Raw genomic sequence first — 20,547 nt, forward strand, 5'->3', positions numbered from 1 at the left:
AAAATAAGCAAAAAATCATACAAACACAATAGTTAAAGCAAAATTAAAATATCAAAAATCTTATTAAATGATAAAAATGTAATATGTGTGCTTGTCTCGCCTTTGCGTGGCTGGTGAGGCTCAGCCCTGCTCGGACTCCCACTGTTTGATCGCATCGCTGGCGACTCGGAAGGCCGCCAGTGCCGACGGAACGCCAGCGTAAATCGCTGCCTGCATTAGCACGGCGCGAATCTCGTCGACGCTAACGCCATTATTGAGCGCACCTCGTACATGGAGTCCCAGTTCGTGGTGTTGGTTGATGGCTGTCAGCATGGCGAGGTTGAGCAGGCTACGGGTTTTGAACGGCAGGGTTTCGTCACCCCATACCTCGCCCCAGCAGTACTCGGTTACCAGGGCCTGCATCGGCCGGTTGAAAGCATCGGCCTGGCTCCAGGATTTTTCGACGTGGGCGTTGCCCAGGACTTTTTTGCGATTCTCGAAGCCGTTCTTGAAGCGTTCGTTGTTCATGGTCTCGTTCCTGGTTGGAGGATGGGGTTATACAGAGGCGCCGGAGCGGGACAAGGCGAGGCCCCTTGAGTGCTGCGGATGCTCCGGCTCCTTTTCGACGCCGTCGGCTGGCCGGTGGCGGCGCCGGAGATTTGCCGCGATCCGGTTCGCGGTATCAATGACCTTTTCGATCACCGTGTCCGCCCGTAGCAGTTCGAATTTGTGACTGGCCCCCACGGCGGAGATGCTGCCGACAAGATTGTGGTTGTCAGGGGTGATGATCGGGGCCGCGATTCCGGTCAGTCCCGGGTTAACTTCGTCGTGGGTAATGCAGTAACCGTCGTTGCGGATTTTCTTCGACGCCCTGGCGAACGAGGCCCAGTCAAGCTGGTTGCCGGGATCGGTGGCAATCTGCTCGTCAAACAGGCGGCGGAGCCGCCGGCCCTTTTGATGGGCGATCAGCACCTTAGACTGGGCGCCGCGAAACACCGGTAACGGTCTGCCCCGGCCAAATGCGAATTGGTAGGTATCGTTCGGGTCGTCGATGTGGGTGTTGATGATGCGGCTTTCGAAGAAGACGCTGGCGAACACCGCCAACCCGGTTTCCTGGGACAGTTCGTGCATCAGGCTGCGGCCTGCCCGCAACAGGGGGTCGTACTGGCGCATCATCCAGTCCAGTTCAATGATGCGGGCACCCAGTACATAGCCGTTGTCGCCGCGCGACAGCAGGCCGGATTCGCACAGGTCCCTGACATAACGATAAACCGTCGCGCGGGACAAGCCCGTGCGTTCGGCGATGGCGTCGGTGGTCAACTGCAGGCACTCGGGACTGAAAAGGTCGAGGACGCCTAGCATCTTGCTGTAACTGTTCATGAAGTTCCTGTCTTTGATACCTGATGAAAAGGCGAACCACGAGGTCCTGCTTGTCTGGCCTGCCAAGGCGTGCGGTGCGGCCAGGGATCGTTCGACGGGCGTGCCGTAGTGTGGTCCAGGTACGTGCTTTCTGATTGAGATCATAGCGATTAAAATTGCTAAAATCTCGCTATATGAAAAAATAAGTAAAAAAATATTGATTTTAGCTTCTTCTGTGTGAGACAAATATCAATAACACAAGCGAACGAGATAGGGATCTGGTTATGAATGGTGCCGAATTGCTGGTGAGAGCAGCCGCGGCAAGCGGGGTCGAATACTGCTTTGCCAATCCGGGAACGACGGAGATTCCCCTGGTTGCAGCGCTGGCCAACGAGCCGGTGCTGAAGCCCGTACTGTCGATGTTCGAAGGCGTGTGCACGGGAGCTGCGGACGGTTACGGGCGGATTGCCGGCAAGCCGGCCATGACGTTGACGCACCTCGGGCCGGGCTTTGCGAACGGGATCGCCAATCTTCACAATGCGCGCCGCGCTCACACACCGATCGTGAACGTCATCGGAGACCACGCGTCCTGGCATTTGAATTACGATCCACCCCTGGCCAGCGATATCGAGTCACTGGCCGGCGCAGTGTCCGGCTGGGTCGGTACCTCACGCAGCGTTGCGGGGATCGGTGAGGATTTCCAGGCCGCGGTCGAGGCTTCCTATCAGAACGGAGGGCAGGTAGCGAGCCTGGTGCTGCCGATGGATCTTCAGGCGCTGGAGGCGCCGCGCGGGCAGGCCTATGCGGCGCTGCGGGCGCCGAAGCGGCGCTTCGACGGCGACAAGGTCGAGGCGGTGGCGCGCGAGCTGTCGGCGGGCAAGCGTCTCGTGTTCATCGTTGGCGACGAAGGGCTTTCCGAAAAGGGCCTTGAGGCTGCGGGACGGCTGGCCCAGGTCCCCGGCGTGCGGATGTTCGCAGAGACCTTTCCGCGCCTGAGTTATCGCGGGGGCGGCCTGCCGGACCTGGATCGCCTGCCATATTTCCCCGAGGTCGCCATCGAGGTTCTGGATCAATACGACCTCGTCGTCTGTGCGGGCGTGCCCGATCCGATCAGCTACTTTGGCTACGAGGGCATTCCGTCGCGTCTGGCCGGTCGCGAGCGACTGCTCGACCTGGCGCGTGTCGGGGATGACATCTCCGGTGCTCTGGCGGCGCTGGCCAATATGCTGCATGCACCTGAATTTATCCCGTCCGAGATCGGAATCGAGTTGCCGCCGGCGCACGCGCCGCTGTCGCCGCAGTCGATCGGTCGACTTCTCTCTGCAGCCTTACCCGACAACAGCATAGTGTCCGTCGAGGGTGGTACCTGCGGATATCCGTTCTTTACCGCGTCCGTCAACGCCGCACGACACCGGGTGATGACGAACACCGGCGGGGCGATCGGCCAGGGAATACCCGCCGGCTTCGGCGCGGCGCTTGCCGAGCCGGGCACCCCGGTCTTTTGCCTGCAGTCGGACGGCAGCGCCCAGTACACCATCCAGACGCTCTGGAGCATTGCCCGCGAACAGCTACCGGTGGTGATTCTGATCGCCGCCAATCATCGCTATGCCATTCTGCAAAACGAACTACGACGTTTCGGTGTGGAAGAAATGGGTGCCCATGCCCGTAATCTGACCGAGCTGGACCGGCCGCGCGTGGATTGGAAAGCGCTGGCCAAGGGGTACGGCGTGGCGGCGGAAAGCGTTCGAACCAATGCCGAGTTGCAGCGGGCCCTGAGTGCCGCCAAGGACTCGAAAGCCCCCTATCTGATCGAAATGGAAATCTGAAGGAGATCCTTGTGAGCGACATCGAACTGTTACCGGGAGTACGGGACTTTCTCTCCGTCCCTCAGAAAATTTTTGTCGACGGCAGTTGGCAGCCGGCCAGCGGCGGCGCGTATTTTGCGGTCGAGAATCCGGCGACGGAAACCACGTTGTGCGAGGTTGCCGCCGGTACCGAAGCGGATATCGACGCGGCCGTGGCCGCGGCCCGGAAGGCCTTCGAGGGGCCCTGGCGCAGGGAGACGCCGGCGCGTCGCGGTATGCTGCTGTTGCGGCTGGCGGAACTTATCGACGCGCACGCAGAGGAGCTGGCGCAGCTGGTCGTGTTGGAAAACGGCAAGCCGATCAGGCTGGCCCGTGGCGAGGCTGCCAGTGCGGCGAACATCATCCGCTATTTTGCCGGCTGGCCAACCAAGATCGAAGGCAGCACGTCGCCGGTGTCACCGGCCTCCGGCTCACCGATGTTGAACTATACGCTGCGCGAACCCGTCGGCGTTTGCGGCCTGATCGTGCCCTGGAACTTCCCGCTCACCATGTGCGTTTGGAAGCTGGGGCCGGCTCTGGCGGCAGGTTGTACCGCGGTGCTCAAGCCTGCAGAGCAGACCCCGCTGGTGGCGATTCGCCTGGTGCAGCTGATCGAGCAAGCGGGCTTCCCGGCCGGCGTGGTCAACCTGGTCACCGGCCTGGGCGCGGCAACCGGTGCGCCTCTGGCACAGCATCCCCAGGTCGACAAGGTGGCTTTCACCGGTTCCACCGCCGTAGGCCGCCTGATCGCCCAGGGCGCGACCGGCAACATGAAGCGGGTTTCGCTGGAGCTGGGTGGCAAGTCCCCCAACATCATATTGCCGGATGCGGATATCGTGCGCGCGGCCAAGGGCGCCGCCGACGGCATCTTCATCAACCAGGGACAGACCTGCACCGCCGCTTCGCGTCTCTATGTGCACGAGAGCGTTCTGGACGATGTACTCGCCGAATTGCGCCAGCACGCGGCGGCCCATCGCATTGGCTCGGGCCTCAGCGAGGCAACCACCCTGGGGCCGCTGGTATCGGCCCGTCAGCTCGATACGGTCAACGGCTTTATCCAGCGTGGGCTTCAGGATGGTGCCGAGCTCATCTGCGGCGGTGGCCGGCCGGATAACCTGGCAAAAGGGCACTTTGTCGAACCAACCGTGTTTCTCGATCGGGCGGAACGGGCCTGCATCGCCAAGGAAGAGATCTTCGGCCCGGTGCTCACCGTGATGAGCTGGTCGGATGTCGACGACCTGGTATACCGCGCCAATGACACGGAGTACGGGCTTGCGGCGGGTGTCTGGACGCGCGATCTGAAATCGGCTCACCGGATCGCTGCCGAGCTCAAGGCGGGGTCGGTCTGGATCAATTGCTGGAACGTCGTTGACCCGGCCGCACCGTTCGGCGGCTACAAGGCGTCCGGCTGGGGCCGGGAAATGAGCAAGAACGTAATCGATGCCTATACCGAGACGAAAAGCGTCTTCGTGGATCTCGGCTGAACCAAAGGGGGAATGAATATGAATCTCGAATTGAAAGACCGCGTCGCCATCGTAACCGGCGGCGGTATGGGAATTGGCAAGGACGTGGCGCGCTTCCTGGCGGAAGAGGGCTGTGACGTGGTGATCTGTTCCCGGACGATGTCCGTGCTGGAGGCGACGGCGGCTGAAATCAGCGAAGCCACCGGTCGCAGGATCCTGCCGGTCTCCTGCGATACCACCGACATGGCGTCGGTGGAGCTTATGGTTGCGACGACGATCGAAGTGTTCGGCCGGGTCGATATCCTGGTGAACGGTGCTGCCGCTCCGTCCGGCGTGGTACGTAACTCCATCGAGTTCGCCGGTGACGACGAGCTGCTGGGCGACCTGGACACCAAGGTGATCGGCTACTTCCGCTGTGCCAAAGCCGTTACACCGCATATGAAGAAGCAGGGTTTCGGACGCATCATCAATATTGGCGGTCTGACCGGCCGCAGCAGCAAGGTCATGTCGGGCATGCGTAACCTGGCCATCGTGCACATGACCAAGAACCTGTCCGACCAGCTCGGGCCCCACGGTATCACCTGCAACATCATCCACCCGGGTGTGGTGGATACGCCGCATATCCAGGAGCTGTACGAACGCGAAGCCAAGCTGCAGGGCAAGACGCCGGCGGAGGTCGAGCAGGGCTATATCGATGTGACCCCGATTCGCCGGACCCTTCAACCGGTCGAGATCGCCTGGCTCATCGGCTTCCTGGCATCGCCGAAGGCGGGCGCTGTCACCGGCGAGTCGGTTGGCATCGACGGTGGTTTGACACGTGGCATCTTTATTTAAGGAGGCTGAAATGAGTAACGGAACTCTGTTGGTGGCAACGGTGGGGCAGGCCATTGTGCGCAGCTCGGATGATGGGCGCACCTGGCATCGGCTCGGGGTGGGCCAGGCACTGGAATTCGATGCCATCGCCCGATCGTTGAGCGTCAGCCCGGACCGGCCCGAGGTGATCTACGCCGGTACCGATATCGGCCTGTGCATCAGCCGGGATGTCGGCAATACCTGGGAGCGGGTGAATTCCCCGTTCAACGGCGAGACGGTCTGGAAGGTCGCTGTGGATCCGAATGATCACAAGCGCATCTTTGTCGGCACCGGCGCACCTTCCCGCGCGGTGTTGTGGCGCACCCTGGATGGTGGCGAAACCTGGGACCGTGCGCCGGTCGAAATTCCCGAGTTTTGCGCGGGCGTCAACCGGCCCCGGCTGCTGGCATTCTCCTACGATCCAACCGACCGCAACCAGCTGTGGTTCGGTCTGGAAGAGGGCGGTCTGTTCCACAGCCGGGACGGTGGCGACAGCTGGACGCGGGTCGATGACCGCCTGCAGTGGGAGTACAACTCCGACGTGCACAGCATACAGGTGCTGCCCAATGGCGGGCGTAAGGTCGTGGTCGTCGTCTGTGTCAATGCTATCTATCGCAGTTTCGACGAGGGGCAGACCTGGGAAGGCGTCATCGCTGCAGAGGCCTTCGGTCTGTACTACGCACGTGTCCTCAGTGCGCCGGTTGGCAGCGAGAAAACGCTGTATTTGAGCATTTCCGACGGTACGCCGGGTACCACCAGCAAGATACTGGTCTCGCGGGACGCTGCCGAGTCCTGGGAGGTGCTGCCTTTGCCGCAACAGCCCAATTCCTGCGTCTGGGCGCTGGCTGTCAACCCGGCGAATCCGCGGCAGGTCGTGGCAGGAACCAAATATGGCCACCTCTTCACGTCCGAAAATGGTGGCGATGGCTGGCAAAAGCAGTGGCGGGAATTCAGCGAGATCGCCGATGTGCTCTGGACGCCGGCGCAGGCGAAAATTGCCGCCGCACATCAGTCCGTGATTACCAAGTGAGGATGGCGCGATGAAGGTTAAGGTCAATCGCACTCATATTTCACTGTTCGTTACCGACCCCGATGCATCCGCGAAATGGTATCAAGACATCCTCGGTATGGAAGAAACAGCCCGCAACGGCAGCGAATGGGTGATGGTGGGGTTTGGTCAAAAGCATCATGACATCGCCCTCATCAAGGCCCCCGAGGGTGCCCGGCAAGGCACCCTGGGACTGCAGCATTACGGGCTGGAGATCGATGGCGACGAAACCACGCTGCGCAGGTTGTACGGCATGCTGCTGTCCAAGCAGGTCAATGTGGTGAAGACCACCGACCATGAAGTGGGCAAAGGCGTCTATTTCACCGATCCCGACGGCAACCGCCTGGAATTCTTCCTGGAAACCGAGCATGACGACGCGCTTGGCAAGGAACGCTTCAAGGCGGCGGGCGCGCCCAGCCGAGAGATCGTCCTCGACCCCATCTTTGATTGATTTTCTGTAGGTTTTATCGATGAAAAAAGCGAATTTTGGTCCTTATCATATCCGTAAATGGTTCTCTTTCTACGAAGAGACACTAGCGAACGAAACCGGCATTCTGGCCGACGGTGAGCCGGTGAAGAAATATGTGATCGCCGCGGCAATTCACAACCCGCTGGCGGGACAGTTCAAGGAGGATCTCTCCGAATTGATCGAAAACTCCCCGGAGCTGGGCAGGGAGTTCGGCCGTCGTATCAACGCGCTGGCCGGTGATAACGAGATCATCAGTTACGGCAAAGCGATTCTGGTCGGCGCCGATGGCGAATACGAGCACGGTAACGCCTTTCTGACCAATCCCGCCGCCAATCCGGTGCGCGATGCGGTCGGCGGCGGCAAGTCCTGGGTGCCGTCCACCGGCAAGATCGGTGGTCCGGGTGCGATCCTTGATGTACCGCTGGCGCACAAGAACGCGCTCTATGTGCGCTCTCACTATGACTCTATTTCCGTGTCGTTCAACGATGCGCCGCGGCGTGACGAGGTGCTTGTGATCTGGGCTTTCGCCACCCGCGGGCGTCTGCATGCACGCCTGGGCGGTTTGAAAGCCGAAGAGGTGAAGGGGGAGGATGGCCTTGTATAAGGCCATTGGATCTTAACTGGATTCGGGATGTGCTCTGATGCCTGTGAAAAGTGATTATTTCAACAGCGGTTCGCTCAGGTTGCATTACCTGCGGTGGGGCAACCCTGCCGGCACCCCGGTGGTGATGTTGCATGGCTTGCGGGGATTTGCCGCCACCTGGCAGTCGCTGGCCAGCGAGTTGGCTGACGAGTACTGCTGCTATGCACTCGATCAGCGCGGGCGCGGCGAGAGCGACTGGGGCGATATGGCCGATTACCACACGGACAGCTATGTCCAGGATCTGCAAGCCTTCGTCGACCATCTCGGGCTGGAGCGGTTGGTGCTGGTCGGTCACTCGCTCGGTGGCACCAATGCGCTGGAGTTTGCACGACGCAACCCGCAGCGGGTGATGGCGCTGGTGATCGAAGATATCGGTCCGGGCTCCTCCAATCGGGGCGACGGCGCGGAGCGCATTCGCAGAGAGATGAAGAGCACACCGCTTGCATTCGACTCCTGGGCCGAGGCTGAGGCGTTCTGGCGCTCCAGCCGGCCGAATCTCACGGCCGATGCGCTGTCCTCGCGCCTCACCCACTCGTTTCGGGAAAAGGATGGCCGCATTGGCTGGAAGCACGATCAGCAGGGGATTGCCGAGGCGCGCCTGACGATTGAGCCGATTGATCTCTGGCCGGCGGTAAAGTCGGTCAAATGCCCGGCGCTGCTTGTCAAAGGCGGAAATTCCGACTTTCTGCCCATCGATACGGTGAATCAGATTATCGCGACCAATGCCTCGTTCACGGCAGTGGTGGTCGATGATGCGAGTCATTACGTGCACGACGATCAGCCGGAACAGTTTAACGATGCGGTGGTGGGTTTCATCCGCAGCATAACGAATTGATTGAAGTAGCGGAGGCAAGTGCCGTGGATATTCAGAAAACCGAGGTAGTGATTGTCGGCGCCGGACCAAATGGCGTAACGCTGGCCAATTATATGGGCATGTACGGTATCAATACCGTCGTGATCGATTCCTCCGAAGAGATTCTGCCGTTTCCCCGCGCTGTCGGCATGGATGACGAAGCTATGCGGGTATTGCAGGGCGTGGGCCTGGCCGAAATAGCGCTTAAGGATATGATCCGCAACGTGCCGCTGCGCTACTACAATGCGCGCGGTGTCTGCTTTGCCGAGGTCAAGCCAACCACGGCGAAGTATGGCTGGCCGATGCGCAATATCTTTATGCAGCATCTCACCGAGGTGACGTTGCGGGAGGGTTTGAACCGCTTCGAAAATGTCGAGCTCTGTCTGGGGCATACCATGAACAGTATCGACCAGGACGACGATCGGGTCTCGCTGCAGGTCACCGACAGCCAGGGCGTTCCTTACAGGCTGGACGCCTCCATCGTCATCGCCGCGGACGGCGGCCGGTCCGACATTCGCAATCAGCTCGATATTGGCTTCAGCGGCCAGACGCATCCTGCCAAGTGGGTGGTCGTCGATGCCGTCAACGACAAACTCGATGCCCCCTTTACGGCGCTGCATGCCGACCCGGAAAGGCCTTTCGTTTGCATTCATCTGCCGTATCAGTACCGTCGCTGGGAGTTCATGCTCCATCCGGGCGAAGATGAGCAAAAAATGTGCGAGGAGGAGGTGATTCGTGGCCTGATCCGAAACCATATCGGTGCCATGGTCGATGAGCTGGAGATTGTCCGGATTCGCGCCTACACCCATAACTCACGTGTCGCGGACACCTTCGTCAAGGGCCGCGTGCTGCTGTGTGGCGATGCGGCGCATATCTCGCCGCCCTGGGCCGGACAGGGCCTCAATTCCGGGTTACGCGATGTGGTCAATATCGGCTGGAAGGTGGCCGCGGTGATCAAGGGGCGGGCGCCGAAATCGATTCTGCAGACCTACGACCAGGAGCGTCGTGGCCATGCCACCGACCTGGTCGCCCTCGCGGACAATATGGGGGCGGTTCTGGGTATGACGAATCCGATACTGGCCGGTGTTCGCGATTGGATTTTCAAGGCAAGCGATTCGGTCGACCCGTTGCGCGAGCATCTGGCCGAGTTCAAGTTCAAGCCCAAGGCCCATATCACCAGGGGCATCGTTCACCATGAAGGTGACGAAATCTATGACGACAGCCTTGTCGGCCAGCTTTTCGTACAACCCGACGTCGAAGATGTCGAGGGACGGCGCACCAAGTTTGACGAGGTGCTGGGCTCCTGGTTCTCGATCGTGGGGTTCCGCACCAATCCGGCGGAGTTCATGTCCGACGAAAACAAGGCGTTCTGGGACCAACTGGAGACCCGCTATATCCAGGTCAATCGCTCCCGCAGCGGTCACAGCCACGATGCTCGCTTGCAGGCAAGCGGCGCCGTCAGTGTGGAAGACGTGGATAACGTGCTGGCTGACTGGTTCGGCACGGCGCGAAACAGGATTGTCATCGTACGTCCGGACCGGTTCATCGCCGCGATCACGTCCCCAGGCCGTCTGAACGAAACGCTTGATGCTCTGAGGGCGAAGCTGAGCTAATCCAATTGGGAGCCTGCGCTCCCCCCCCCCCGTTTTTCCATCGAATCTTGACCAGGAAATGAGTGAATGCGCGATCTTGTCCATAAAAAACTGCTCCGTGACCGGTGTTTGATCGATGGCCAGTGGTGTGCGGCCGATAGCGCAGAGGTGGTTGACGTCACCAATCCGGCCAGTGGCGTGGTCATTGGTCGTGTGCCGATGATGGGGGCGGCCGAGACCGACAGAGCGATCCTGGCGGCGGAAAACGCCTGGAAAGCATGGCGCAAGACAACTGCGAAGTACCGTTCCCAGGTTTTGCGTCGTTGGTTCGACCTGGTGATGCAGTATCAGGACGATTTGGCATTGATTCTGTCAACCGAACAGGGCAAGCCCCTGTCAGAAGCCAAAGGAGAGATTGTCTATGCGGCGTCTTTCCTCGAATGGTTTTCCGAAGAGGCGAAGCGTGTCTATGGCGATCTGATTCCGGAAGTGACGCCCGGCACCCGGCTGACCGTGCGCAAGGAGGCGGTCGGTGTCTGTGCTGCGATTACCCCCTGGAACTTCCCGGCAGCCATGATTACCCGCAAGGCCGGACCCGCTATTGCCGCGGGCTGTTCGATTATCATCAAACCCGCTACCCAGACACCGCTGACCGCACTGGCGCTTGCCGTTCTTGCCGAAGAGGCGGGGATACCGCAAGGCGTGCTGCAAATCGTCATCGGTCGATCCACCGAAATCGGCGACAGGCTCTGTGCAAGTCCGTCAGTGCGCAAGCTGTCCTTCACCGGCTCGACCGGCATCGGCAAGGTGCTGATGCAGCAGTGCGCGGCCAACGTGAAGAAGGTGTCCCTGGAGCTGGGTGGCAATGCGCCTTTCATCGTGTTCGACGATGCCGATCTCGACCAGGCGGTTCAGGGTGCGCTGGTTGCTAAATTCCGCAATAACGGACAGACCTGCGTCTGCGCCAACAGAATCCTGGTGCAGGATGGGGTTTACGAGGCCTTCGCCGAGAAGCTTGCCGCGGCTGTCGACAATCTCGTAGTCGCCGAAGGCACCAGCCCCGGTAGCGACCTGGGACCCCTGATCGACGGCAAGGCGTACGATTCCGTCTGTGCAATGGTCGATGACGCCCTGTCCAAAGGCGCGTCCCGGGTGACTTCCCGCGATCCCTGCATCGATGGCGACAAGCGGTTCCTGAACCCGGTTGTACTGACTGATGCCCGCGACGACATGGCGGTATACAGGGACGAGATCTTTGGCCCCATCGCGCCCTTGTTTCGTTTCAAGACGGTGGACGAGGCCATCGCAATGGCGAACGATACCGAGTACGGACTGGCTTCCTACATCTATACCGCCAGCATCGCAACTTACATCAGGGTCTCGGAGGAGCTGGAGTACGGCATGGTGGGGGTCAATACTGGCCTGATTTCCAACGAGGTGGCGCCCTTCGGCGGTATAAAAGCGTCCGGTATCGGTCGTGAAGGATCAAAGTACGGCATCGAGGATTACCTCGAAATCAAATACGTCTGTCTTGGAGGTCTGGCATGAGTCAGAGTCGGGCGAGCGTTGCCAAAATCGCGGCAGCGCTGGATAGCGCACGCATCCTGGGCCATCCTGTGCCGTCGCTTCCAGACTTAGAAGAGGCGGGTATCGAGGATGGATACCGTGTTCAGCAGGAACTGATTGCAATCAATGCGCGGCGGGGCAACGCCATCACCGGCTGGAAAGTCGCGATGTCGAACCGTCCGGCGATGGCGCGTTTTGGTCTGGATGAACCGATCTACGCACCACTGTTTGCTGATATGCGTCTGAGCACAGATCGCTTGCCGCCCGAACGGACGATAGCCCCCAAACTTGAGGCTGAGGTTGCGTTTATCCTGAACCGCGACCTTGTCGATGAGAGCTGCAGCGATGAGACGATTCTCGCAGCGATCGGTTCGGTCGCACCGGCCTTCGAGGTTGCCGATTCCCGTTCGCCTGGCTGGGCGTTCGATATTGCGACTTTCGTGGCGGATAACGCTGTCGCAAGTTATTACCTTATGGGCGAACTGCAACCATTCACGCCTGAGTTCGCGTTCGACGAGTTGCAATGCGTGCTGATCTCTGACGGTGTGCGCCGAGAGGGCTCAAGCGCCAACCTGATTCGATGTCCGCGCCATTCGATGGTCGAGATGGTGCGCGCCCTCATCGAACGCTACGGTGCGGTGCGCGCCGGGCAGCATTTCCTGACCGGCTCGCTGACCAAACCACTGGATATGGTGCCGGATACCACCTACCGACTGGAAATGTTCGACCAGGCACTCAAACTGGAATTCAGATGATCGATTGCGAACCGGGATCCAGTCGGGCGCTCTGACCCCAATCTTTCCCGTTGACGACTAACACAAGTCTGCCTGAGGTCCCTGGCCTCAGGTTTTTTTATTTTAGGCCTGTATGAAATCACGTCGCTGGCGCACAAGTATCATCCAAACTATTGGATGATAGGTGAAAATGGCATAGAATAAAAAGTTAATTTTTTGTGTCTTTTCAACGCCCGTTTATATAGGTAAGACTATGACAAGTCTAAGTAAAATGCTTAGTGTTTTAAAGTTGTTTTCACCAGACTTGCTCGTAATAGAAGTCGACGCCATTTCAAATGTTTTAGGCCTGTCAAGAGCAACGGCATATCGTTATGTAAAAGCGCTCTGCGATGCCGGTCTTTTGGTAAAGCAGGATGGTGGTTACAGTTTGGGGCCCAGGATAATTGAGCTGGATTGGATGATGCGGCAGTACGATCCGTTGATCATCAATGGTCGGGAAGTTTTGTCTGAACTGTCTCATAAAACCGGGTTGGCAGTTTTTATCAGTGTTTTCTTCGATGGGCATATCATCAATACTCACATAGAGTCACCGCTTCAAGACTTTAATTTTATTTTCGGTCGTGGGCGCCCAATGCCACTTTTTCGGGGCGCGCAGTCGAAAGTGTTGGTGTCTTATCAAAAAGGGCGCAGGCTGAAAAAACTGTATGATGATTATATTGCTGATAGTGAAGAGTATCAGTATAGCTGGAAAGAGTTCTCTCGAATTACGAGAGCCATCAGAAAAGATGGCTACTGTGTTACACAGGATGAACTCAACTCCGGGCTTACCGGCCTGGCCGCGCCCATCATCAAGTCAGAGGGTGAGGAACTGGTCGGTAGCATCGCGGCAGTGGGACCGACGGAAAGCTTCGAGCTGCTCAGGCGGGAAACGGTTGTCGAATATGTAATCGAAGCGGGCCAGAAAATTGCGGCAAAGATGTCTGCCGGCAGCAAGGTGACGGAATAGCTGGCCTGTAGTATTGCGAATCAAGGGGACTAAGCGGGCATAGCCCCCTGCTTGTTTTTAGTCTTACACGAAGGCCGTTCCTTCAGCCTTGACGCGCAATTTCACTTTTCCCGATCCTATAGAGGCTTCATGATGCCTGCCTCGTCCTTTTTCCGTGCGCATTTCCTGCGTATTGCGGAGGATGCAATGAAGATCAAAATAAGTGCCATTATCGAAACGACCGCAAGCGAAATCGGCCTTTCCACAAAGATCCAAAGGGAACCGTCACTGATGGTCAGGCTCTGACGCAGCCGGGTCTCGATGATGGGGCCCAGCACCATGGCGAGTATCAGCGGAAAGACGGGGAGTCCCAGGCGGCGAGCCAGGTAGCCGAAGACGCCAAACCCCAGCGCCAGCCAGACGTCGACCAGGGACAGATTGACGGAATAGGCTCCGACAAAGGCAAGCGCCAGTATGGTGACGCCCAGTACCTTGGGATTGATTCTGGTGACCAGACTGCACCAGCGCGTCAGGCTCAGCAGAAGCACGAAAATGAAAATGTTCATCAGAAGCATCGAAACATAAATGCCGTTGACCAATTCGGGGCTTTGTTCGAACAGTCTGGGGCCGGGGAATACATTATGGACCATGAACACGCTCATCATCATGGCGGTAAGAGCCTCGCCAGGGATGCCCAACGCCAGCAGCGGTACCAGAGCGGCCCCGGTAACGGCGTTGTTGGCCGTTTCGGAGGCGATAAGACCTTCGGGATTGCCCTTGCCGAAGGTTTCCGGTGAACGACTGGCACGTTTGGCCGTGACATAGGACATAAACTGGGCCAGAAATTCTCCGACCCCGGGCAGGACACCAATCCCGACACCGAATCCGGCCGAGCGCAGCAGTGTTCGGGGGTATTCGAACACCGCCTTGATGCTCTGCCAGTTCACCCCCGCATCCTGATTTCCGATGGAGGGATCGTCCTTCTTCCGGGCGGCAGTGTCTTGGGTGGCGGCGCCTGTCAGGCTGGATTCGATGAGTATCAGGGCCTGCGCGATGGCAAAAATGCCCAGCACCACGGGTACCAGCGGAATACCGTTGAGCAGGGCCGTCGTACCGAACGTATAGCGGGGCATCCCGGTCGCGCCACCGAGACCGACGGTGCTGAGAAAGAGTCCTATGCCCAGCATAAAGCTGGTAGCCAAGACTTTGCCACGGCTGGAAATGATGACGAGCATGATCCCGAAGAGCGTGAGCATCGTGAACTCAGCGGCTCCAAAATTCTTCGCGAATCCGGCGAGAACGCCCGCCAGCAGAATAAGCACCAGCACGCTCAGCATGCCGCCTATAAATGACGAGGTGAATGCGATACCGAGCGCGCGCTTCGCAAGGCCCTGACGCGCCATCGGGTACCCGTCGTAGGTGCTGAGCACGGCGACCGGCGTACCTGGCGTGTTGATGAGAATGGCCGGAATGGAGCCGGAGTACCAGGCGCCACAGTAGATCCCCAACAGCAGGGACAGGCCGGCAAGGGGCGTCATGCTGAACGTGGCGGGCAGCAGGACCGCAATGGCCACCGCCGGACCCAGGCCGGGGATCGCTCCGATGACGACTCCCAAAGTGCTGCCGGCCAGCAGGCATAGGATGACGTTCAGGTGTGCGATCTCACTGATGCCGCTCATCAGGTTATTGAGTAATATGTCCATAATAAAGCCCGTAACGAAAAGTCGTTAAACCGTTGGATAGTTATTTGGCTGCTGGCAGGCAATCAATTCGAATTCGCGAGCAGGGATGCCAGCCAAGGCTTCGGGAACCAGATATCCAAAAGCCATACAAAAATCGCGTAAAGTGACAAAGAAATAAGTGCAGACAAGACAATATTGACCTTGCTCCTGATGCCTGACAGGAAAAATGCAGTCATAAGGAATAACAGCGTCGAGAACAGATATCCAATCCAGTTGCTGGAAAGCGAGTAAAATAAGAATAGAAAAAGTAGGCTGGCTGAAATAAATAACTTAGGTGAGGAGTCTTCGCAATCCATATCAAGCATGAACGGGACTTTTTTAAATGCCTGTATAACGAGGGCTATTCCAGTGACTGCAATGATGGCAAGAGCTAGCGTCGGGAAAAAAACAGGAGACCTGTATAGATCAGTCTCGGTCGATTGAAGAGACACGACCTTGTCGCTGTTAAACATGAGAAGACAGGCGACTAGGCTAATGAAGCCGGTAAATACCGCCCTGAGCGAATGGATCTGAACCATGGCAGTCTCCATAAATATGAGAATCCCGACTTTTGACTATGCAACAAAAGCCGGGAGGATAGTGTCAGTTGGTCAGCTTATCGATCATTCCCTTGAAGCGTTCGGCTTCGTTGTGAATGCGCTTTGAAGATCCTTCGCTGTCCAGGAAGTATGCATAGGCCCCGGTGCTTTTCGCATATTCCTGGATTTCGTCCTGTTCTAGCGCTTTCTGGAACGCTTTGCTCACGACATCGAACACCTCCTGGGGTACGTCCCGGGGAGTGAATAGGCCGGTCCAGAGTGAAGCTTCCTCGCCGTATACCTCTTTAAAGGTCGGTATGTCAGGCAAGGTCGAAATTCGCTCGTTGGTCAGCGTCAGGAGGCCTCTCGCGCTTTCGTCCTGAAGCAGTGCGCGGGCATCCGGCAACGTAACGATATCGGCATCGCCGGTTCCCAGGGAAAGTGTGCTCACAGGGTCGAGGCCGATGATACGGGTGTAACCGAAGCCTGTCTTTTCGGCTGCGATATTGGCCAGCAGCGAAGGCACCGCCAGCTGTGCGTAGCTGCCGAGCGTCACTGTGTTTCCTGCGTTGACATAGTCACCGAGCTCCTTCATCGAGGAAAAAGGCTCATCGCTGCGTACGGCCAATACAAAAGGAGAGTCCCAGAAAATCCCCACCGGCTTGAGGTCGTCCAGGCCATAGGTGGTATTGCCCATCACCACCTGGGTGACCGCCGGGCCGGGCGTAAGCAGGCCGAGTGTATAGCCGTCGGGTCTGGCGGTTGCGATCGCTGTCGCGCCGATAATACCGCCTCCACCTGTACGGTTGATCACTTTAACCGGCACGCCAAGGTCCTCTGACATGTATTCCGCGGCCTTGCGCATTACGATATCGGCGGAGTCTCCGGGTGCCCAGGGGTTGATAATCTGAATGGGGCGTTCGGGAAATTCGGCCATTGCAGCGGCCGAAAACCCGAAGCAGGTTGCGACGGTCATAACGGCCGCCTTGACGCCAAATTTGGGTAGCTTCATCAGTATTCTCCTCGCCTTTTTATTTTAGTTCGAATACCATGCCGATCGGCTCGTTCGATTGGCATGGGGTAGAATAGCGGTCGCGTTTAGCCTTGCTCTGAAACCCACTTTTCAGTTTTATCCAGAGCGGCAGCCGTGGCCCCGATAATCAGATCGATTTCGCTTCGGCTGATAATCAACGGCGGCGCAAAGGCCAGGGTATCGCCGGTAACCGGACGAATGATCACGCCGTCATCCTGAGCTGATTTGGACACAAAGCCAGCGACTTGCTGATTTATGTTGAACTGCTCGCGCGTTTCTTTATTACGCACTAATTCAATGGCCTGCATGAGTCCAACCCCTCTGATATCGCCGACCAGCGAATGATTGGCAAACTCTTCCAAACGTTCGCGCAAATAGGCACCGCTTTCCTGCACCTGGCCTAAGATGTTGCGTTCTTCGTAGATCTTGATCGTTTCAAGCGCGACCGCTGCGCAGACCGGGTGCCCACCATAGGTATACCCATGAGCAAACCCGCCGATTTTCTTGGTTTGCTCCTTCATCGACTCATAGACGGTTTCGGATATCAGCACGGCAGAGATCGGCAGATACGCGGCGGACATCGCCTTGGCGCAGGTAATCAGATCCGGCTGAATGCCCTGGCTCTGGCATCCCCACATGGTGCCGGTGCGGCCAAAGCCGCAGATGACCTCGTCTGCGATCAACAGAATATCGTGACGCTTAAGGACGGCCTGAATTTTTTCGAAGTAAGTTGCCGGTGGAACAACCACGCCACCGACACCCATGACCGGCTCCGCGAAGAAGGCCGCGATGTTTTCAGGCCCTTCGCGCAGAATCATGTCTTCGAGATTGCTGGCAAGGCGTGTCGCGAAGGCTTCCTCGGATTCACCGGCCTGGGCGAAGCGATAGTGGTTGGGGCAGTCCGTATGCAGCACCCACTCGAACGGGATATTGAAGTCGACGTGATAGTAGGGCAGACCGGTCACGCTGGCGGTTGCGGCGCCGGTACCGTGGTATCCCCGGTCGCGGCCAATGATTTTGACTTTCCTGTCGTGGCCACGGGCCCGGTGATGGTACCAGGCCAGTTTGATGGCGGTATCGTTGGCTTCCGAGCCCGAACATTGAAACAGTACCTTGGACATCGGGACCGGAGCGATCTCGATCAGCTTCTCGGCAAGCTCTATGGCGGGGCGGTTCGATCGGTGGGCGAAAGTCTGGCAAAACGGCAGCGTGCTCATCTGTTTGGTGGCTGCATCGACCAAGCGTTGTTCGCTGAAGCCGAGGGATGTACACCAGAGTCCCGAAACCCCTTCGATGTAGCGGTTGCCTTTGTCATCTATGACATACACACCCTCTCCTCGCTCGAGAATATGCGGGCCTATCTTTTCGTGAGTGTCGAAGTTGGTGTGTGGGTGAACCACATACGCGATGTCCCGTTCTTGATTGCTGCTGTGGTATTCGGTTGTCATCTGGCGCTCCAAAACATCACATTCCTGACGGCTTCATTCACTAAAGCTCAACGAATTTAACGAGGGCAGGCAATGATGTTGCCTTGCGCTCTGATACGAGGATGCGGTCAGCCTCGTTGGTGGTGTCGCAGTAGATTTCAAATCACAATAAGCGATAAGAGATGACCATACAACAAAAAAATACCAAAAAAATAACTAATATTCGCATATAGTGATACTGTGCTATCTTTAGGTGCGGATCCTGGTGGCTTGCACCAGATAGGAGCGAGCGGGCGATGAGGTCGCGGGGTGCTCGATTTTTGTGATGCAAGGGTTGGTCTTGGCGGGCTGTTGAGAATCCGGCTCGCACTCATTAGTGCCGGCTGATTTTTACTCAATATTGCCTGTAGTGTGTCGAGCGGCTGGACATGTTTTAGCCATTTTTTGATGCGCGCAGGCCATTCAGGTGTCCAGACCTGCTACGTCTGGAGGTTCCTCATGCGGAGCAGGTTCCAGCCCGGCGTCGTGGGCTGGAAAGGGGCGGGGGCGTGGCGCTTATCCCGACCGCGCACCACGACTTGCCGGATAGGCCCGATTTTTACCCCAGACAAACAGTTTTCGACGCGTTTGCGCTGGTGCATGCAGACAGTGTAACCGGAATGTCGGCTGGTCCGGCCACTGATGACCGAGCCTCCTGATCGGTTCTTAAGCAGTGGGTTGGGTGCCGTGTCTTGGTTTCGCCAGCCGCTCCAGCTGGCCGATTGGTCACATTCCCCGGCGCTATTGCTTTATAATGCCCCGAACTCTTCAGTCAGCCGTATCTGCCCATGAAAGCTCAATCCTCCGCCAGCGTACTGCTGGTCTGTCTTGGCAATATCTGCCGCTCGCCCACCGCTCACGGTGTGCTCGAGCACCGTCTGCGCGAAGCCGGTCTCGAGGTTGTCGTCGATTCGGCGGGCACCGCCGCCTACCATGTCGGCAATCCGCCGGACCGGCGGGCGAGCGCGGCGGCCTCGAAGCGTGGTATACGCCTCGATCACCTTCGCGCGCGCCAGGTGCAGCTCGATGACTTCGGCCGCTTCGATCTGGTGCTGGCGATGGACCGCGACAATCTGGAGGACCTGCTGGCTCTGTGCCCGGCCGAGCATCGCGAAAAGGTTCGCCTGTTCCTCGATTTTGCCGGCGAGCAGGTGAGCGTCCGGGAGGTGCCGGATCCCTACTATGGTGGCGATGACGGCTTCGAGCAGGTGCTGGATCTGGTCGAAGCGGCGACCGCTGGCCTGATCGAGCAGCTGCGACGGGAGGGAGCATGAGGTTGTCGGTGCAGCAGGATGTCGATCTGCGTGCGCTCAACACCTTCGGTTTCGCGGCGCGCGCAGAGCGTTTCGTGCGCGCGCAATCCCTCGATATGCTGCAGCAGGCCGTGGTGCTGGCGCGCACTGAAGGCTGGCCGCTGCTGTTGCTCGGCGGTGGCAGCAATCTGGTGCTGCGCGAGCGGATACCGGGGCTGGTGGTTCAGGTGGCCCTCAAGGGGCGGGCGGTCCGGGTTGAGGGCGACTCGGTGTTGGCCACCGTCGCCGCCGGCGAGAGCTGGCACGATACCGTGGCCTGGAGTCTGCAGCAGGGCTACTTCGGGCTGGAAAACCTGGCACTGATACCGGGTACGGTCGGTGCGGCACCGATGCAGAACATCGGCGCCTATGGCGTCGAGCTGGAGGAGCGGTTCCACGAACTGCGGGCGCTGGATATCGAAACCGGCGAAATATGCCGTTTCTCGCGGGCGGACTGCGCCTTCGGTTATCGCGACAGTCTTTTCAAGTCCCGCCAGCCGGGCCGCTACGTTATTCTCGATGTGACCTTCGCGCTTTCCTGTCGCCCCGAGCCGGTTCTGCGCTACCGGGCATTGGCCGAAGAGCTGCAGCGGCGAGGGATCGAGCAGCCGACGCCGCAGGATGTGTTCGATGCCGTCTGCTCGGTCAGGCGCAGCAAGCTGCCCGATCCGGCGCTGATCGGCAACGCCGGCAGCTTCTTCAAGAATCCGGTGGTCACGGCCGCGCAGTATCGGTCTTTGCGAACGGCTTTTCCGGACCTGGTGGCTTTCGAGGCCGGACAGGACTACAAGCTGGCGGCGGGCTGGCTGATCGACCGTTGCGGCTGGAAAGGGCACAGGCAGGGGGCTGTCGGGGTCTACCCTCATCAGGCACTGGTGCTGGTGAACGAGGGGGAGGGTTGTGCCAGCGAGTTGCTGCGCCTGGCCGATGCGATAACCGATTCGGTTCGCGAGCGGTTCGGGGTCGAGCTGGAAATGGAGCCGCGCGTCTATCCTGCCCGGCAGGGCCGTATCATAAAAAGGTTATTCGCAGATTAGCCTGAATCCAGGGGCCAGCCGTAGCATGGGTGGAGCCGCATTGGCACACAGTTCAACCCTTTCAGCGAGGTT

19 protein-coding genes are annotated in these 20,547 nt (G+C 58.6%); 13 read left to right on the forward strand and 6 right to left on the reverse strand.

The window, feature by feature from the left end:
- Positions 1 to 120 precede the first annotated feature (120 nt).
- Positions 121 to 507 carry a carboxymuconolactone decarboxylase family protein gene (locus IEX85_RS16850; protein WP_188861788.1) on the reverse strand — a complete coding sequence of 129 codons (387 nt, stop codon included), beginning with the start codon at positions 505 to 507 and terminating at the stop codon, positions 121 to 123.
- A gap of 27 nt (positions 508 to 534) precedes the next feature.
- Entirely contained in the window at positions 535 to 1,503 is a 969-nt protein-coding gene (locus tag IEX85_RS16855; RefSeq protein ID WP_229721977.1) for an IclR family transcriptional regulator, read from the reverse strand.
- 119 nt (positions 1,504 to 1,622) lie between these two features.
- On the opposite strand from IEX85_RS16855, the gene IEX85_RS16860 reads away from it, so the two are divergent.
- The 11 genes from IEX85_RS16860 to IEX85_RS16910 all read left to right on the forward strand — a co-directional run bounded on the left by IEX85_RS16860 (position 1,623) and on the right by IEX85_RS16910 (position 13,408).
- The gene (locus IEX85_RS16860; protein WP_188861789.1) at positions 1,623 to 3,164 is read left to right on the forward strand and encodes an acetolactate synthase large subunit; all 1,542 of its coding nucleotides are present in this window, start codon (positions 1,623 to 1,625) and stop codon (positions 3,162 to 3,164) included.
- Positions 3,165 to 3,175: 11 nt separating this feature from the next.
- Complete coding sequence (locus tag IEX85_RS16865; RefSeq protein ID WP_188861790.1) at positions 3,176 to 4,666, forward strand: aldehyde dehydrogenase family protein; 1,491 nt, start codon at positions 3,176 to 3,178, stop codon at positions 4,664 to 4,666.
- Between the two features lie 18 nt (positions 4,667 to 4,684).
- Positions 4,685 to 5,479 (forward strand): SDR family NAD(P)-dependent oxidoreductase, encoded by a 795-nt coding sequence (locus tag IEX85_RS16870; RefSeq protein WP_188861791.1) that lies wholly within the window; start codon positions 4,685 to 4,687, stop codon positions 5,477 to 5,479.
- 10 nt (positions 5,480 to 5,489) lie between these two features.
- Complete coding sequence (locus IEX85_RS16875; protein WP_188861792.1) at positions 5,490 to 6,527, forward strand: sialidase family protein; 1,038 nt, start codon at positions 5,490 to 5,492, stop codon at positions 6,525 to 6,527.
- Positions 6,528 to 6,537: 10 nt separating this feature from the next.
- The gene (locus IEX85_RS16880) at positions 6,538 to 6,996 is read left to right on the forward strand and encodes a VOC family protein (protein WP_188861793.1); all 459 of its coding nucleotides are present in this window, start codon (positions 6,538 to 6,540) and stop codon (positions 6,994 to 6,996) included.
- 19 nt (positions 6,997 to 7,015) lie between these two features.
- Positions 7,016 to 7,618 carry an amino acid synthesis family protein gene (locus IEX85_RS16885; RefSeq protein ID WP_188861794.1) on the forward strand — a complete coding sequence of 201 codons (603 nt, stop codon included), beginning with the start codon at positions 7,016 to 7,018 and terminating at the stop codon, positions 7,616 to 7,618.
- A 37-nt stretch (positions 7,619 to 7,655) separates the two neighbouring features.
- Complete coding sequence (locus tag IEX85_RS16890) at positions 7,656 to 8,492, forward strand: alpha/beta fold hydrolase (RefSeq protein WP_188861795.1); 837 nt, start codon at positions 7,656 to 7,658, stop codon at positions 8,490 to 8,492.
- Positions 8,493 to 8,515: 23 nt separating this feature from the next.
- Positions 8,516 to 10,123: a bifunctional 3-(3-hydroxy-phenyl)propionate/3-hydroxycinnamic acid hydroxylase gene (locus IEX85_RS16895; protein WP_188861796.1), complete on the forward strand. Its 1,608-nt coding sequence runs from the start codon at positions 8,516 to 8,518 to the stop codon at positions 10,121 to 10,123.
- A 66-nt stretch (positions 10,124 to 10,189) separates the two neighbouring features.
- Positions 10,190 to 11,650, forward strand: a complete 1,461-nt coding sequence (locus IEX85_RS16900; protein WP_188861797.1) for an NAD-dependent succinate-semialdehyde dehydrogenase — start codon at positions 10,190 to 10,192, stop codon at positions 11,648 to 11,650.
- Complete coding sequence (locus IEX85_RS16905; protein WP_188861798.1) at positions 11,647 to 12,423, forward strand: 2-keto-4-pentenoate hydratase; 777 nt, start codon at positions 11,647 to 11,649, stop codon at positions 12,421 to 12,423. The genes IEX85_RS16900 and IEX85_RS16905 overlap by 4 nt, the downstream gene beginning before the upstream one ends.
- 232 nt (positions 12,424 to 12,655) lie before the next feature.
- Positions 12,656 to 13,408, forward strand: a complete 753-nt coding sequence (locus tag IEX85_RS16910; RefSeq protein ID WP_188861799.1) for an IclR family transcriptional regulator — start codon at positions 12,656 to 12,658, stop codon at positions 13,406 to 13,408.
- A gap of 116 nt (positions 13,409 to 13,524) precedes the next feature.
- On the opposite strand, the gene IEX85_RS16915 is transcribed toward IEX85_RS16910, so the two are convergent.
- The 4 genes from IEX85_RS16915 to IEX85_RS16930 form a co-directional block, all read right to left on the reverse strand.
- Entirely contained in the window at positions 13,525 to 15,090 is a 1,566-nt protein-coding gene (locus IEX85_RS16915; RefSeq protein WP_188861800.1) for a tripartite tricarboxylate transporter permease, read from the reverse strand.
- Positions 15,091 to 15,152: 62 nt separating this feature from the next.
- The gene (locus tag IEX85_RS16920) at positions 15,153 to 15,647 is read right to left on the reverse strand and encodes a tripartite tricarboxylate transporter TctB family protein (protein WP_188861801.1); all 495 of its coding nucleotides are present in this window, start codon (positions 15,645 to 15,647) and stop codon (positions 15,153 to 15,155) included.
- Between the two features lie 64 nt (positions 15,648 to 15,711).
- Entirely contained in the window at positions 15,712 to 16,659 is a 948-nt protein-coding gene (locus IEX85_RS16925) for a Bug family tripartite tricarboxylate transporter substrate binding protein (protein ID WP_188861802.1), read from the reverse strand.
- A gap of 86 nt (positions 16,660 to 16,745) precedes the next feature.
- Complete coding sequence (locus IEX85_RS16930; protein ID WP_188861803.1) at positions 16,746 to 18,128, reverse strand: aminotransferase; 1,383 nt, start codon at positions 18,126 to 18,128, stop codon at positions 16,746 to 16,748.
- Between the two features lie 806 nt (positions 18,129 to 18,934).
- On the opposite strand from IEX85_RS16930, the gene IEX85_RS16935 reads away from it, so the two are divergent.
- Together IEX85_RS16935 and murB are read left to right on the forward strand one after the other, a co-directional pair.
- Positions 18,935 to 19,420, forward strand: a complete 486-nt coding sequence (locus IEX85_RS16935) for a low molecular weight protein-tyrosine-phosphatase (RefSeq protein WP_188861804.1) — start codon at positions 18,935 to 18,937, stop codon at positions 19,418 to 19,420.
- Positions 19,417 to 20,475: a UDP-N-acetylmuramate dehydrogenase gene (gene murB, locus IEX85_RS16940; RefSeq protein ID WP_188861805.1), complete on the forward strand. Its 1,059-nt coding sequence runs from the start codon at positions 19,417 to 19,419 to the stop codon at positions 20,473 to 20,475. Before IEX85_RS16935 ends, murB begins: the two co-directional genes overlap by 4 nt.
- Positions 20,476 to 20,547: the final 72 nt, after the last annotated feature.

Source organism: Marinobacterium nitratireducens (assembly GCF_014645375.1).
GTDB classification, from domain to species: Bacteria; Pseudomonadota; Gammaproteobacteria; order Pseudomonadales; family Balneatricaceae; genus Marinobacterium_A; species Marinobacterium_A nitratireducens.

Coding starts and splice junctions, on each gene's coding strand:
- IEX85_RS16850 (WP_188861788.1), bottom strand. CDS start 507: ATGAACAACGAACGCTTCAAGAACGGCTTCGAGAATCGCAAAAAAGTC.
- IEX85_RS16855 (WP_229721977.1), bottom strand. CDS start 1,503: ATGATCTCAATCAGAAAGCACGTACCTGGACCACACTACGGCACGCCC.
- IEX85_RS16860 (WP_188861789.1), top strand. CDS start 1,623: ATGAATGGTGCCGAATTGCTGGTGAGAGCAGCCGCGGCAAGCGGGGTC.
- IEX85_RS16870 (WP_188861791.1), top strand. CDS start 4,685: ATGAATCTCGAATTGAAAGACCGCGTCGCCATCGTAACCGGCGGCGGT.
- IEX85_RS16875 (WP_188861792.1), top strand. CDS start 5,490: ATGAGTAACGGAACTCTGTTGGTGGCAACGGTGGGGCAGGCCATTGTG.
- IEX85_RS16880 (WP_188861793.1), top strand. CDS start 6,538: ATGAAGGTTAAGGTCAATCGCACTCATATTTCACTGTTCGTTACCGAC.
- IEX85_RS16885 (WP_188861794.1), top strand. CDS start 7,016: ATGAAAAAAGCGAATTTTGGTCCTTATCATATCCGTAAATGGTTCTCT.
- IEX85_RS16890 (WP_188861795.1), top strand. CDS start 7,656: ATGCCTGTGAAAAGTGATTATTTCAACAGCGGTTCGCTCAGGTTGCAT.
- IEX85_RS16900 (WP_188861797.1), top strand. CDS start 10,190: ATGCGCGATCTTGTCCATAAAAAACTGCTCCGTGACCGGTGTTTGATC.
- IEX85_RS16905 (WP_188861798.1), top strand. CDS start 11,647: ATGAGTCAGAGTCGGGCGAGCGTTGCCAAAATCGCGGCAGCGCTGGAT.
- IEX85_RS16910 (WP_188861799.1), top strand. CDS start 12,656: ATGACAAGTCTAAGTAAAATGCTTAGTGTTTTAAAGTTGTTTTCACCA.
- IEX85_RS16915 (WP_188861800.1), bottom strand. CDS start 15,090: ATGGACATATTACTCAATAACCTGATGAGCGGCATCAGTGAGATCGCA.
- IEX85_RS16920 (WP_188861801.1), bottom strand. CDS start 15,647: ATGGTTCAGATCCATTCGCTCAGGGCGGTATTTACCGGCTTCATTAGC.
- IEX85_RS16925 (WP_188861802.1), bottom strand. CDS start 16,659: ATGAAGCTACCCAAATTTGGCGTCAAGGCGGCCGTTATGACCGTCGCA.
- IEX85_RS16930 (WP_188861803.1), bottom strand. CDS start 18,128: ATGACAACCGAATACCACAGCAGCAATCAAGAACGGGACATCGCGTAT.
- IEX85_RS16935 (WP_188861804.1), top strand. CDS start 18,935: ATGAAAGCTCAATCCTCCGCCAGCGTACTGCTGGTCTGTCTTGGCAAT.
- murB (WP_188861805.1), top strand. CDS start 19,417: ATGAGGTTGTCGGTGCAGCAGGATGTCGATCTGCGTGCGCTCAACACC.